The following is a 13,612-nucleotide window of genomic DNA, read 5'->3' on the forward strand; positions in this document are numbered from 1 at the left end:
GGGAAAACGCGGGCTATTATAAAGAAAGCTGGCGGCATACGAAACCGTTTGCGCAGGGAATCTTGATATTCATTTATAACCACTCAAAGATCATGGTTAATATGAATAAAGTTGCAGACTGCCGTTTTGTTGAGCAAAATGCGACAGCACTGGGGATATAACCATAGAAACTGCACAGCATATCGTAAAAAAACAAGAGCGCTGCAGCGAGATAACTATTTGACGCGACTAAAAATTAACTATGTTCTGATGGGGATTGCCGCCCTGTTGCTGGCGCTGGCCTTATGGCCTGCCGTCCCGTGGCACAGAGGTGAAGGCGACCAGTTGGATCAAATAAAATCCCGTGGAGAATTGCGCGTCAGCACGCTCAATTCTCCACTGACTTTTATGGACTCCCCGGAAGGCAATCTCGGCTTCGATTATGAACTGGCTAAACGCTTTGCAGATTATCTGGGCGTGAAGCTGGTCGTGAAACAGCACACTACCATCGAGTCGATGTTCGACGATCTGGACAATGATAAAACCGATATGCTGGCTTCCGGGCTGGTGTACAACAATGCACGCCTGAAAAACTACCGTGCCGGGCCGGAATACTATTCCGTTTCTCAGCAACTGGTTTACCGGCAAGGGGCCGCTCGCCCGAAAAGTTTTGCAGATGTGAAAGGCACGTTGGTGGTCTCCGCCGGGAGTGCGCACATCCTGACGCTCGAAGCCGCCGCCAAAAAATACCCGAATCTGACCTGGACCACGACGGACAAACTCTCACCGCGTGACCTGCTGCAACAGGTTGAGAATGGCAAGCTGGATTACACGCTGGGGGATTCCGTGACGATCGCCCTGATGCAGCGCGTTTATCCGCGCCTGGCCGTGGCTTTTGATGCCACCGAAGATGAGCCGGTGACGTGGTACTACAGAAAAGAACCCGATGACGACAGCCTTTCTGCGGCCATGCTGGACTTTTTCAGTCAGATTTCTGAAGACGGTACGCTGGAAAAACTAGAGGAAAAATTCCTCGGGCACGTCGGCGATTTTGATTATGTCGATACGCGGACTTTCCTGAACGCCATCGACAGTACACTGCCAGTCTTACAGCCGTTGTTTGAAAAATACGCGGATAAAATCGACTGGAGGCTGCTGGCGGCGATTGCTTATCAGGAATCCCACTGGGATCCGCAGGCTAAATCGCCGACTGGCGTGCGTGGTGTAATGATGCTGACCCGCAGCACGGCCGATGGTCTGAATGTGGACGACCGGACGGATGCCGAGCAAAGTATTCGCGGGGGCGCGCTGTATCTGTCGCACCTGATGGACAAGATGCCGGAATCGATTCCTGAGGATGAGAAGATCTGGTTTGCACTGGCGGCGTATAACATGGGCTACAGCCACATGCTTGACGCCCGTAAGCTGACGGCACAGCAAAAAGGCAATCCGGACAGCTGGGCCGATGTGAAACAGCGGTTGCCGATGCTGAACCAGAAACGCTTCTTCAGCCGCACCACATATGGCTACGCGCGCGGCACGCAGGCGTACAACTATGTGGAAAACATCCGCCGATATCAGCTCAGTCTGGTCGGGTATCTGATGGAAAAAGAGAAGCAGCAAGCGCAGAAAGCGGCGTTGCAGGCTCAGCTGGCACAGGGGTATCCGGTCGTGGACGCAAAAGAAGCCCTGGCACCGTAGTATTTATCGCGGCGAACGGGCTTTATTCTTCCGACGTGTTATCGGCTTGTGCAGCGCGCTCTGCCAGCCGGAGCGCTTTTTTCTGGCTACGGCGTAAACGAAAGAACGCGCTCAGTTGCTCTGAACATTCTTCTGCCAGTATGTCCGGCAAAATTTCCACCTGATGATTCATGCCCGGATGGCGCAGAACGTCCAGCAAAGAACCGGCTGCACCGGTTTTGGCATCCGATGCGCCATACACGACGCGGCGGATACGGCTGTGGATCATAGCCCCGGCGCACATCACGCAAGGTTCCAGGGTGACGTACAGCGTGGCGTCCAGCAGGCGGTAATTTTGCACGGCACTTCCGCCGAGGCGCAGCGCCATAATTTCCGCATGGGCGGTCGGATCATGATGCCCGATAGACCGGTTCCAGCCTTCGCCAATCACCTGATTGTCTAAAACCAGCACCGCGCCCACCGGCACTTCGCCCTCATCCTGCGCTTTCAGCGCCAGATTCATGGCATATCGCATCCAGTGTTCGTGCTCGTTCATTTCTGTTAACCCGTTACCCAACTCTGCGTCCGACACGTCAACCTCAATCTCTTTTTTAACGGCCAGCAGTATACCTGCGTCATCCGAATGCAAACAGGCCGGAAAACGGCCTGTTTAAGTATGATAGTGAAGACACATGTCTGACGGCGGAATTATTCCAGTTGCTGGAGTTCGCCCTGCTTGCTGACGCGAAAGCGGTGTTCACAGAAAAACAGCAGCGGGTTGTCCTGTTTGCTGTCGCTGTAGCCGCTGTAAAGTTTCAGCGGCGAGCCAATGCGGCGTTCAAGCTGGACGACTTTTTCCTCGCCCAGACAACGCAGAGGCAGAACCCAGCCGCCTTTACCGCGTGCAATACGACTGCCCACCAGACGTACCTTCGGCAGAAACAGCGATGCGTTATACACCTGCTGCACCAGATTTTCCGGTGAACCCGTGATCAGCCACACTTCAGTATCCGCACTGTCGAGATATTCACGCAACCGCCGCTGTACGACCGGGAACGCCACCACTTTATGGCGAAACACGGTGACAAACTGTAATTCCAGCGCTTTCAGCCGGGCTTCACTGTGACCAAAGGTAATTGACCAGAGCAGCAGACTCATCGGCCAGCGCGCGGCCCGCCCGTGCATCAGCAACCCAATCGCCACCAGCGGCAATACCGGCACGACCAGGATCAGATTTTGCGGCATCTTCCGCAGCAAAAACCGCAGAAAACTCCCGAACATGTCCTGCTGGTGCAGCGTTCCATCAAGATCAAAAAACACGACCCGTCGATCAGGCTTCGTACTCAATCCGTTACTCCTCGGGATCGTTGAACCCCATCAGCCAGGTAAAAATAAAACCAGCCAATACCGTAATAACTAAACCGGCCAGATACAACATCACTTTTCCGGAAATAATGGTCAGCGCCAGCGGCAGCCCGGAAATCCCAAAAGTGATCACCGTCGCGACTTTCCAGTAACAGATTAGCGCACCGCCGACCGCACCGCCTAAACAGGCCCCGATAAAAGGCCGTCCCAGCGGTAATGTCACCCCGAAAATCAGCGGTTCGCCGATGCCTAAAATTCCGACCGGCAGCGCGCCTTTAATCAACTTTTTCAGTCCTGCATTGCGGGTTTTCATGTAGACCGCAATTGCCGCGCCGACCTGTCCGACGCCTGCCATCGCCAGAATAGGCAGTAACGGATTAGAACCGTGCGCCTGAATCAGCTCAACGTGGATCGGCACCAGCCCCTGATGTAATCCCGACAATACCAGCGGCAGAAAAGCCCCCGCCAGCACGGCGCCCACCAGCAAGCCGCCTTTATCGATGGCAATATTTACGCCGTGCGCGATACCGTCAGAAATGAAACCACCGATCGGTTGCAGGATGACAATGGCCAGCGTCGAGGTAATCAGCGTGGTAATCAGCGGATTGAGGATCAGTTCAACGGATTCCGGCAACACATTCCGCAGCCGTTTTTCGAGCCAGCACATCAGCGCCACCACCAGAAGCACAGCGATCACCCCGCCGCGTCCCGGCTGCAATGTTTCGCCAAACAGCGTAATTTGCGCCAGCGCCGGGCTGGAGAGAATGCCGGCCATCACGCCGCCCATCGCCTGTGAACCGCCGAACACGCGCGCCGCATTCACGCCCACGAGAATATTCATGATGGCGAAAACCGCGCCGCCAAAAATCGCTAACAGCCCGAGAATATTCGGGAAATCCGTGGCAATGGAACCGGCAATATCCGGGCGCTTGAGCAGATTGATAATGCCCATGATCAGCCCCGACGCGATAAAGGCCGGTATCAGCGGAATGAAAACGTCAGCCAGTTTTCGCAACGCCCCGCTCATCGGCGCAGAGTATTTGGCTTTCGCACTGGCTTTGTTTCGCGCGATATCACTCTGATCGGGTGCTCCCGCCGCGCTAAGCAACGCGCGCATGGCATCCACGACTTTCGCCGCCGCACCCGGCCCGACGATAAACTGATGCTGTTCACCCTGCTTAAGGTAGCCTTTAATGCCTTCGAGCGTTTTCAGGCGAGTCAGATCCAGACGCGAGTCGTCATGCACTTCCACACGCACGCGGGTCATGCAATTTTCCAGCTTACTGATATTTCCTTCGCCGCCGACACCCAGCAAAATCTGTGAAGCTAAGAGGTTCGTTTTATCCGTCGCCATGCTTTTCTCCCCGTGTTATTCCGCCAGAGCCGCGCGCAGGAATCCATTATGTTCACTCAGGCGCGCCTTCGCTGCGGACGCATCTATTCCGGCCAGCAACATCAGGATGGCTGGCTTAACGTCGAAATCAGTCTGTGATAATGCCAGTTCGGCGTCTGCGCGCGAGGCTCCGGTGGCTTCGACCACAATGCGGCAGGCGCGGTCGACGAGCTTCACGTTGGTGGCTTTTACATCGACCATCAGGTTCTGGTAAACCTTGCCGGTTTTGACCATTGCGCCGGTCGAAATCATATTCAGCACCAGCTTTTGCGCCGTGCCGGATTTCAGGCGGGTCGAGCCGGTCAGGGCTTCCGGGCCAACTACCGGAGAAATGGCGATGTTTGCCTCGCGGGCAATCGGGGAATCCGGGTTACAGGAGATGGCGACCGTCGCGCATCCCAGTTCCGTTGCATAGCGCAGTGCGCCGATGACGTATGGCGTGCGACCGCTGGCGGCGAGGCCGACGACGGTATCTTTGTTCGTCAGGTTAAGATTTTTTAAATCTTCCACCCCAAGCGTTTCACTGTCCTCCGCGCCTTCCACCGCTTTCAGCATCGCGCCAGGCCCGCCGGCAATTAGCCCGACGACCATGCCGTGCGGCACGCCAAAGGTCGGCGGACATTCAGACGCATCGAGTACACCCAGGCGACCGCTGGTGCCTGCACCGAGATAAATCAACCGGCCACCGGCTTTAAAAGAGGCCGCGGCGCTATCTACAGCTTTCGCAATTTCCGGTAAAACGTCCTGAATCGCTTCCGGCACTTTACGATCCTGCTGGTTGAAGCAGGTCACCAGCTCAAGCGAGGACATCTCATCCAGATTCATGGTTTCCGGATTACGTGTCTCTGAAACGAGGGTGCCCAAATTCGCGGTGTGACTCATGGTGTTCTCCTGAATTTTTAATTCAAATTAATTAGATATTATTTGAATATTTTATTCATCATTGCGAGGAATATTTGCTATTTTAGATAACATAATCCGTAAAACGTGACGTAAGTATTCAGAGAGGCTGGGAATAATCACCATGAGCTGCATGATCCGCATCCGCCAGCTTTATCCAACACTGGCACAAAATGACCGCAAACTGGCTGACTTTTTACTGGCTCAGCCGGAGCAGGCGCGCCACCTGAGCTCGCAGAAACTGGCCGAAATGGCGGGCGTTAGTCAGTCCGGCGTGGTGAAATTCGCCCAAAAACTGGGCTACAAAGGCTTCCCAGCGCTGAAACTGGCCATGAGCGAATCGCTGGCCTCCCCAACAAATAGCGAGCCGGTAACGGTTCATAATCAGATTTTAAGTACCGACAGCCTTCACGTAGTCGGGGAAAAACTGCTGGCCGAAAAACAGTCCGCACTGCGCGCCACGCTGGATATCAACAGCGAACCGCGCCTGCAAATTGCCCTGTCCATGCTGGCGGGTGCACGAAAAATCGTGCTCACGGGCATCGGCGCATCGGGCCTGGTCGCGCGGGATCTGGCGTATAAACTGCTGAAAATTGGCGTCACTGCCATCGCGGAATCCGATACACACGTGCTGATTGCCACTGTTCAGGCACTTTCAAAAGAGGATTTACTGCTGGCAATTTCTTCCAGCGGTGAGCGCAATGAGATCAATCTGGCGGCACGGGTGGCGAAAGAAAGCGGCGCAAAAGTGCTGGCGCTGACCGGCTTCTCGCCAAATTCATTGCAGCAACAGGCCGACCATTGCCTGTATACGGTCGCCGAATTACCGGCAACGCGCGGCGCGGCGCTTTCAGCCACCACGGCGCAATCTTCCCTGACAGATTTGCTGTTTGTTGCGCTGGTTCAGCAGGATACGGAACATGCGCCGGAGCGGATCCGCCACAGCGAAGAGCTGGTGAAAAAGCTGGTTTGATCAGGATCAGTTGAGATGTGGAAAGGCGCTGGCGCGGATCCTACGTCAGCGCAATTCTGCTATACTGCGCGCCCTGATTATTGAAGATACGAGAAAGACTATGGCCCTGCTGATCACACACAAATGCATCAATTGCGATATGTGCGAACCGGAGTGCCCGAATCAGGCGATCTCGATGGGCAATGAGATTTATGAAATCGACAGCGATCGCTGCACGGAATGTATCGGTCATTACGATAAACCGACCTGCCAGAGTGTCTGCCCGATCGACAATACCATCATCATCAATCCAGACCACAAAGAAACCAACGAAGCGCTGTGGGATAAATTTGTGGTACTGCATCACACCGTATAATTAACGGCGTGATGCAGGGCATTAATTCTCGATGATCACAGTCGCGCAGGCATAACGGCGTTCATCAGCCAGCGTGACATGCACCGATTTCACACCCATTTCTGCCGCCATTTCCGCTGCGCGCGCATGGAAGACCAGCCCCGGTTTCCCGAGACTGTCATTCACCACTTCAAACTGCTCAAACGCCAGACCGTTGCGGATCCCGGTGCCCAACGCTTTTGCCGCCGCTTCTTTCACGGCAAAACGCTTGGCCAAAAAGCGAACCGGCTGCTGATGTTGCTCATAAACAGCCCATTCATTGGCGCACAAAATACGCCGCGCCAGCCGGTCACCGCTGCGTTCAATCACAGCTTCGATACGGGTTATTTCAACGATATCCGTACCTAAACCTAAAATGCTCATTAACGACGTGCTTCCCGCATCAGGTTTTTCATTTCGCGCACAGCGCCGGACAAACCATCAATCACTGCCTGGCCGATAATCGCGTGGCCGATGTTCAGTTCATGCATTTCCGGCAGCGCCGCAATCGGCTGCACGTTATGGTAAGTCAGGCCGTGGCCCGCATTCACTTTCAGGCCTTTGCCTGCGGCGTAAGCTGCACCTTGCTTGATGCGTTCCAGTTCAGCCAGACGCTCGAGATCGGTTTTCGCTTCAGCATAAGCACCGGTGTGGATTTCGATATAAGGCGCGCCAACGGCAACCGCGGCGTCAATCTGGCGCAGATCGGGGTCGATGAACAGGGATACCAGAATGCCGGCTTCGCTGAGACGGGAAACGGCGACCGTCATTTTGTCGAGCTGACCGGCCACGTCCAGACCGCCTTCAGTGGTCACTTCTTCGCGTTTTTCCGGCACCAGGCAGCAGAAATGCGGCAGAATTTCACAGGCGATCCCGACCATTTCATCGGTCACTGCCATTTCCAGATTCATGCGGGTCTGGATAGTCTGGCGCAAAAGGCGTACATCACGGTCCGTAATATGGCGACGGTCTTCGCGCAGGTGAACGGTAATGCCGTCCGCACCCGCCTGCTCTGCGATAAACGCAGCCTGGACCGGATCAGGGTAAGCCGTACCACGCGCATTACGCAGTGTCGCGATATGATCAATGTTAACGCCCAACAGCAACTCAGCCATAACAGCTCCAGATTTTTGAATGGATTGATTTAAGAATGGAACAAAAAACGATTTCCGCAGTTTACACCTTACCGCATGTCGGGGTGTAGAGCGGAGTCCGAATTAACCGGCAGAATTGTCAGACGATGAGGCAGGCTTTTTAACCTGAAACTGGCGGAACAGCTCACGACTTTTCAGCGGTTTTCCGCCGAGATACGGCTTCAGCGCCATGCGGGTGAAACGCTTGGCGGCACGTAAAGTGACGACGTCGAATTCACGGCTGGCGAGGGCTTTTAAGTCCCTGCCTGTAAAACTGGAATTATCGATAACGAGGCTGGCGATAAACCCTTTCTCTTCACGGTAGCGGTAGGTCATGGTGTCACTGACTTCTTCACCGCTGCCTGCGCAATGCAGAAAATCCACGCCGTAGCCCAGATGGGATAAAAGGGATAATTCAAAGAGGCGCAAAGCATATTCCGGCGAACCTGTCGCACCGGCCAGATTTTGCAAACAATTCAGATAATCGAAGAATAACGCAGAATAGTTCGCTTCCTGCTCAAGCACGCGGGAAACCAGCTCGTTAACGTACAGGCCGCTATAGAGCATTAAACCAGAAAGGGGAAGTGCCAGAGAAACCGGCTCGGCGTTGCGCAGGGTTTTGACTTCTCCCCGCCCGCTCCAGCGAACCAGTAAAGGCGTAAAAGGCTGCAGGCAGCCTTTTAAGTTGGACCGGCGGCCACGCGCACCTTTCGCCAGTATGCGTACCCGCCCTTGTCCCTCAGTGAAGAGATCCAGCATCAGGCTGGTTTCACTGTAAGGTCGCCCATGCAAAACAAATGCGCGTTGCCAGCCTTCCATAGGCGCGGACCTTATAAGTCGTCTACATAACCCAGGCTGCGCAATGCACGTTCGTCATCTGCCCAGCCGGATTTAACCTTAACCCACAACTCAAGATGAACTTTCGCTTCGAACATGTTTTCCATGTCCTGACGGGCTTCGATGCCAATCGTCTTGATTTTTGAGCCTTTGTTACCGATAACCATTTTCTTCTGGCCTTCACGTTCTACCAGTATCAGGCCATTGATATCGTAACCGCCTCGCTCATTGCTGACGAAACGTTCAATTTCAACGGTGACAGAATAAGGCAGCTCTTCGCCCAGGAAACGCATCAGTTTTTCACGGATGATTTCAGACGCCATAAAGCGCTGTGAACGGTCGGTAATATAATCTTCCGGGAAGTGATGGATTGCTTCCGGCAGACGTTTACGGACAATGCTGGCAATGGTATCAACGTTGATACGTTTTTCGGCAGACATTGGCACGATATCGATGAAGTTCATCTGCTCACTGAGGAACTGAAGGTGCGGTAACAACTTCGATTTATCCGTGACGTTATCGATTTTGTTGATTGCCAAGAGAACCGGCGCTTTGCTGTCACGCAGTTTGTTGACCACCATTTCGTCATCCGGCGTCCAGTGGGTGCCTTCAACGACAAAAATCACGAGCTCAACATCACCAATTGAGCTGCTTGCAGCACGGTTCATCAGACGGTTGATTGCACGTTTTTCTTCGATGTGCAGCCCAGGGGTATCCACGTAAATAGCCTGATAAGGCCCTTCAGTATGGATGCCCATGATTCGGTGACGCGTGGTTTGCGGTTTACGCGAAGTAATGGAGATCTTTTGCCCCAATAATTCGTTCAACAAGGTTGATTTGCCGACGTTAGGACGGCCAACAATGGCTACAAAACCACAGTAATTCTTTTCTTCGCTCATTCAAGCTCCAGCTGTATCAGCGCTTGTTCCGCTGCCGCCTGCTCGGCTTTTCGGCGACTTGAACCGGTTCCTACAACCGGCTGGTTCAAGCCACTGACCTGGCAGTGGATGGTAAACTCTTGGTCGTGCGCTTCACCGCGAACCTGCACAACCAGATAAGAAGGCAACGGCAGATGGCGACCTTGTAAAAACTCCTGTAAACGGGTTTTCGGGTCTTTCTGCTTATCACCGGGACTGATTTCGTCTAAACGACTACGGTACCAATCGAGAATCAGCTTTTCGACGTTCTGGATATCACTGTCCAGGAACACGCCGCCAATGAGCGCCTCCACCGTATCCGCAAGAATTGACTCACGGCGGAAACCACCACTTTTCAATTCGCCCGGCCCTAAACGCAGACATTCGCCGAGATCGAATTCACGTGCCATTTCAGCTAACGTATTTCCACGTACCAGCGTGGCACGCATACGACTCATATCGCCCTCGTCTACGCGAGGAAAACGATGGTACAAAGCGTTAGCAATAACATAACTAAGAATTGAGTCACCCAGGAACTCTAAACGCTCATTGTGCTTACTGCTGGCGCTGCGGTGAGTCAGTGCCTGCAATAAAAGTTCCTGCTGTTGAAAAGTGTAGCCCAGCTTCCGCTGAAGCCTGTTTATTACGATGGGATTCATGAGTTACCAATAGATCAAGAATGCGTCAAAAACTTCAGCATACGGAACAGGCCTGCTTCGCCTTAAGCCAATCCAAAGCTGTTTCGTTTGCAAAGGCTCCCTCTGTTCTTTTGTTTTTTTGTTCTTTTCAAAGAAAAAACTAAAAATCTGGGGGGCCAACTTTTATCGCCCGAAAGGATATTCTACAACGGGTGAAAATATAATGCTGCGCTAATGTACCCGCCATAACAGAAGTTGCAGGAGTAATAGCCTCCTGCAACTTGAATTATTGGGTTACTCACGCCAGCAGATTAATGAATTCCACCAATACGGCTTAAACGAACACCGGTCGGCCATTCACCTTCCTGCTTTTTAAAGCTCATCCAGATTGCGGAGGCTTTACCCACTAAATTCTGTTCTGGCACAAAGCCCCAATAGCGGCTGTCTGCGCTGTTATCACGGTTATCGCCCATCATGAAATAATGGCCGGCCGGAACAACCCACGTCCCCAGAGGCTGACCTGGTTGCTGATAATACGCACCCAGTTGGTCACGCGCGCCAGGCACGGTCAGAATACGGTGAGTCACGTTGCCCAGCGTTTCGTTACGTTGTACCAGACGAACGCCATCTTGCGGAACGTTGGCCGTCGGGGGAGTCTCGAAGAAACCGCTGCTCGCTTCACCGCCAGAAGACTGGCCGAAAGTCTGAACAAAATCACTGGCTGTGCCGGTGTCGTAAGTCACTGCAAGCGCCGTATTGCAATTTTTATCACTTTCACAGGCAGGCTGAATGGTGACCTGTTTACTGAAAGGATCGTAAGTTACGCGGTCGCCCGGCAAACCGACTAAACGTTTAATATAGTCAACGCTCGGATCACGTGGGTATTTAAATACCACCACATCGCCACGTTTAGGTTCGCCTGTCGGAATCAGCTTGGTCTGGGTAATAGGATCCTTCAGACCATAAGCATATTTTTCCACCACAATGAAATCGCCTATCAACAACGTTGGCATCATTGAACCGGACGGGATCTGGAAGGGTTCATAAATGAATGAACGCACCACGAACACGACTAACAATACCGGGAATACAGAAGCACAGGTTTCCACCCAGCCTGGCTGCTTCGCGACCTTGCTCAGCGTGACGTCGTCAACAGCACCGCCAGTTTCGGCCTTAATCTTAGCAATTTTGGCCCGTCGTGCGGGTGCCAGCCTGAAACGTTCAAGGCACCAGATAATCCCTGATACCAGCGTTGCAACCGCCAGAATCAGGGCAAACATGTTAGCCATGCATACTCCCTACCACTCAATTAAGAATTTATTTACTGTCTTTGCCTACGTGAAGAATAGCCAGGAACGCTTCCTGTGGTAACTCTACGTTACCCACTTGCTTCATGCGTTTCTTACCATCTTTCTGTTTCTGTAACAGTTTTTTCTTACGGCTGACGTCACCGCCATAACATTTGGCGAGAACGTTTTTACGTAATTGCTTAACCGTCGAGCGGGCAATGATATGAGCACCAATCGCCGCCTGGATGGCAATGTCGAACTGCTGACGCGGGATTAATTCCTGCATCTTCTCTACCAACTGACGCCCACGGAATTGAGAGTTGCCACGGTGAGTGATCAGCGCCAACGCATCCACGCGGTCGCCGTTGATTAGAACATCAACACGCACCATGTCAGAAGTCTGGAAACGTTTGAAATTGTAATCAAGAGACGCATAGCCGCGAGAAGTGGACTTCAGACGGTCGAAGAAATCGAGCACAACTTCCGCCATTGGAATTTCGTAAGTCAATGCAACCTGATTGCCGTGATAAACCATGTTGGTCTGCATGCCACGTTTCTCAATACATAACGTGATCACGCTGCCCAGATATTCCTGTGGCATCAGCATATGACATTCGGCGATAGGTTCGCGTAACTCGAGAATGTTGTTCAGCGCAGGCAATTTCGACGGGCTGTCGACATAAACGGTTTCGTTGCCGGTCGTCAGGACTTCATACACAACCGTCGGCGCGGTGGTGATCAGATCCAGATCGTATTCACGCTCCAGACGTTCCTGAATGATTTCCATGTGCAGCAGACCCAGGAAGCCGATACGGAATCCAAAGCCCAGCGCCGTTGAACTTTCTGGTTCATAGAACAGGGAGGCATCGTTGAGGCTAAGTTTGCCCAACGCGTCACGGAAGTTCTCGTAATCATCGGAGCTGACCGGGAACAGACCTGCATAGACCTGTGGTTTCACTTTTTTAAAACCAGGCAGGACTTTATCAGCAGGATTGCGGGCAAGCGTTAAGGTATCGCCAACGGGTGCGCCGAGAATGTCTTTAATCGCACAAACCAGCCAGCCGACTTCGCCGCAGTTCAGAATATCTTTATCAACACGTTTAGGCGTGAAAATACCCAGACGATCGGCGTTATACACCTGTCCGGTACTCATCACTTTAATTTTATCGCCTTTTCTCATGGTGCCGTTTTTGATACGCACCAGAGAAACCACGCCAAGGTAGTTATCGAACCAGGAGTCGATGATCAGTGCCTGCAGAGGGGCTTCCGGATCACCTACCGGCGGTGGAACATCACGCACCAGACGTTCCAAAACTTCTGGCACGCCCACACCGGTTTTCGCCGAGCAACGTACCGCGTCGGTCGCGTCGATGCCCACGATATCTTCGATTTCCTGCGCTGCGCGATCAGGATCCGCTGCCGGCAAGTCGATTTTGTTCAGAACCGGAACAACTTCCAGATTCATTTCCATCGCGGTGTAGCAGTTTGCCAGCGTCTGCGCTTCTACGCCCTGCCCGGCATCGACCACCAGCAACGCACCTTCACAGGCGGCCAGAGAACGGGAAACTTCATAAGAGAAGTCGACGTGTCCGGGGGTGTCGATAAAGTTCAGATGATAAATCTGACCATCTTTCGCTTTGTAATCGAGGGTGACGCTTTGCGCTTTGATGGTGATGCCGCGTTCACGTTCAAGATCCATTGAATCGAGAACCTGAGCTTCCATTTCACGATCGGACAAGCCACCGCAAATTTGAATAATACGGTCTGACAGCGTCGACTTACCGTGGTCAATGTGGGCAATAATGGAGAAATTTCGTATATGCTTCATTATGAAAGTTTTTCTGCCTTGGTATTTCTGAATCATTCGCCATGAACATACAGCGACGGTTTGTAGGTTGGCTGTCTTTCGCCTAAGTCGCAGCATTCTACATGCCAGTACGGGGAAAACCTAGTCTCGGCACACTCTAACTCCAGATTATGCGAGCTTTCCCTTCAGGAAGATGCCAACTTTTCATTTTCCGCCTCTTTACGGCGGCCCTGAACTTTCGTCGGTCACAGTCTGGTATAAGCCAAAGCCTCCGCTTTATTTTAAGAAAATCCTCATATACAAAAACCGACACTGCAACTTAATATAT

Annotated in this window: 14 protein-coding genes; 3 read left to right on the forward strand and 11 right to left on the reverse strand. The window is 52.8% G+C overall.

The window, feature by feature from the left end; all coding sequences use genetic code 11:
• The first annotated feature begins 219 nt into the window (after positions 1-219).
• Positions 220-1,680: a membrane-bound lytic murein transglycosylase MltF gene (mltF, locus tag BV494_RS12215; RefSeq protein WP_104923118.1), complete on the forward strand. Its 1,461-nt coding sequence runs from the start codon at positions 220-222 to the stop codon at positions 1,678-1,680.
• Between the two features lie 22 nt (positions 1,681-1,702).
• On the opposite strand, the gene tadA is transcribed toward mltF, so the two are convergent.
• From tadA to murQ, 4 genes are all read right to left on the reverse strand, one after another.
• On the reverse strand, positions 1,703-2,215 hold the full coding sequence (tadA, locus tag BV494_RS12220) for a tRNA adenosine(34) deaminase TadA (protein WP_104924786.1): 513 nt from the start codon (positions 2,213-2,215) through the stop codon (positions 1,703-1,705).
• Between the two features lie 152 nt (positions 2,216-2,367).
• Positions 2,368-3,006, reverse strand: coding sequence for a phosphatidylglycerophosphatase C (gene yfhb / locus BV494_RS12225; protein ID WP_104923119.1), 639 nt, complete (start codon positions 3,004-3,006; stop codon positions 2,368-2,370).
• A gap of 4 nt (positions 3,007-3,010) precedes the next feature.
• Complete coding sequence (locus BV494_RS12230; protein WP_104923120.1) at positions 3,011-4,378, reverse strand: PTS transporter subunit EIIC; 1,368 nt, start codon at positions 4,376-4,378, stop codon at positions 3,011-3,013.
• Between the two features lie 15 nt (positions 4,379-4,393).
• Entirely contained in the window at positions 4,394-5,299 is a 906-nt protein-coding gene (gene murQ, locus BV494_RS12235; RefSeq protein ID WP_104923121.1) for an N-acetylmuramic acid 6-phosphate etherase, read from the reverse strand.
• 142 nt (positions 5,300-5,441) lie between these two features.
• Here murQ and BV494_RS12240 point away from each other — a divergent pair, with 142 nt between their 5' ends.
• Positions 5,442-6,290 (forward strand): MurR/RpiR family transcriptional regulator, encoded by an 849-nt coding sequence (locus BV494_RS12240; protein WP_104923122.1) that lies wholly within the window; start codon positions 5,442-5,444, stop codon positions 6,288-6,290.
• Positions 6,291-6,300: 10 nt separating this feature from the next.
• Positions 6,301-6,645: a YfhL family 4Fe-4S dicluster ferredoxin gene (locus tag BV494_RS12245; protein ID WP_501207386.1), complete on the forward strand. Its 345-nt coding sequence runs from the start codon at positions 6,301-6,303 to the stop codon at positions 6,643-6,645.
• Between the two features lie 21 nt (positions 6,646-6,666).
• Here the strand turns inward: BV494_RS12245 and acpS are convergent, their stop codons facing one another.
• The 7 genes from acpS to lepA form a co-directional block, all read right to left on the reverse strand.
• Complete coding sequence (gene acpS, locus BV494_RS12250) at positions 6,667-7,047, reverse strand: holo-ACP synthase (protein ID WP_104923124.1); 381 nt, start codon at positions 7,045-7,047, stop codon at positions 6,667-6,669.
• On the reverse strand, positions 7,047-7,778 hold the full coding sequence (gene pdxJ / locus BV494_RS12255; RefSeq protein ID WP_101075424.1) for a pyridoxine 5'-phosphate synthase: 732 nt from the start codon (positions 7,776-7,778) through the stop codon (positions 7,047-7,049). Before pdxJ ends, acpS begins: the two co-directional genes overlap by 1 nt.
• Positions 7,779-7,880: 102 nt before the next feature.
• Positions 7,881-8,615, reverse strand: coding sequence for a DNA repair protein RecO (gene recO / locus BV494_RS12260; protein WP_104923125.1), 735 nt, complete (start codon positions 8,613-8,615; stop codon positions 7,881-7,883).
• Positions 8,616-8,626: 11 nt separating this feature from the next.
• Complete coding sequence (gene era, locus BV494_RS12265) at positions 8,627-9,532, reverse strand: GTPase Era (RefSeq protein ID WP_104923126.1); 906 nt, start codon at positions 9,530-9,532, stop codon at positions 8,627-8,629.
• Entirely contained in the window at positions 9,529-10,209 is a 681-nt protein-coding gene (gene rnc / locus BV494_RS12270; RefSeq protein WP_104923127.1) for a ribonuclease III, read from the reverse strand. The genes era and rnc overlap by 4 nt, the downstream gene beginning before the upstream one ends.
• 290 nt (positions 10,210-10,499) lie before the next feature.
• Complete coding sequence (lepB, locus tag BV494_RS12275) at positions 10,500-11,477, reverse strand: signal peptidase I (RefSeq protein WP_104923128.1); 978 nt, start codon at positions 11,475-11,477, stop codon at positions 10,500-10,502.
• A gap of 28 nt (positions 11,478-11,505) precedes the next feature.
• On the reverse strand, positions 11,506-13,305 hold the full coding sequence (gene lepA, locus BV494_RS12280) for a translation elongation factor 4 (protein ID WP_104923129.1): 1,800 nt from the start codon (positions 13,303-13,305) through the stop codon (positions 11,506-11,508).
• Between the last annotated feature and the right edge of the window lie 307 nt (positions 13,306-13,612).

It is taken from the genome of Rahnella sikkimica, assembly GCF_002951615.1.
Lineage (GTDB): Bacteria > Pseudomonadota > Gammaproteobacteria > Enterobacterales > Enterobacteriaceae > Rahnella > Rahnella sikkimica.

Excerpts from the sequence above, each read along its gene's own strand:
- tadA (WP_104924786.1), bottom strand. The coding sequence starts at position 2,215 with ATGAACGAGCACGAACACTGGATGCGATATGCCATGAATCTGGCGCTG.
- BV494_RS12230 (WP_104923120.1), bottom strand. The coding sequence starts at position 4,378 with ATGGCGACGGATAAAACGAACCTCTTAGCTTCACAGATTTTGCTGGGT.
- murQ (WP_104923121.1), bottom strand. The coding sequence starts at position 5,299 with ATGAGTCACACCGCGAATTTGGGCACCCTCGTTTCAGAGACACGTAAT.
- BV494_RS12240 (WP_104923122.1), top strand. The coding sequence starts at position 5,442 with ATGAGCTGCATGATCCGCATCCGCCAGCTTTATCCAACACTGGCACAA.
- acpS (WP_104923124.1), bottom strand. The coding sequence starts at position 7,047 with ATGAGCATTTTAGGTTTAGGTACGGATATCGTTGAAATAACCCGTATC.
- pdxJ (WP_101075424.1), bottom strand. The coding sequence starts at position 7,778 with ATGGCTGAGTTGCTGTTGGGCGTTAACATTGATCATATCGCGACACTG.
- recO (WP_104923125.1), bottom strand. The coding sequence starts at position 8,615 with ATGGAAGGCTGGCAACGCGCATTTGTTTTGCATGGGCGACCTTACAGT.
- era (WP_104923126.1), bottom strand. The coding sequence starts at position 9,532 with ATGAGCGAAGAAAAGAATTACTGTGGTTTTGTAGCCATTGTTGGCCGT.
- rnc (WP_104923127.1), bottom strand. The coding sequence starts at position 10,209 with ATGAATCCCATCGTAATAAACAGGCTTCAGCGGAAGCTGGGCTACACT.
- lepB (WP_104923128.1), bottom strand. The coding sequence starts at position 11,477 with ATGGCTAACATGTTTGCCCTGATTCTGGCGGTTGCAACGCTGGTATCA.
- lepA (WP_104923129.1), bottom strand. The coding sequence starts at position 13,305 with ATGAAGCATATACGAAATTTCTCCATTATTGCCCACATTGACCACGGT.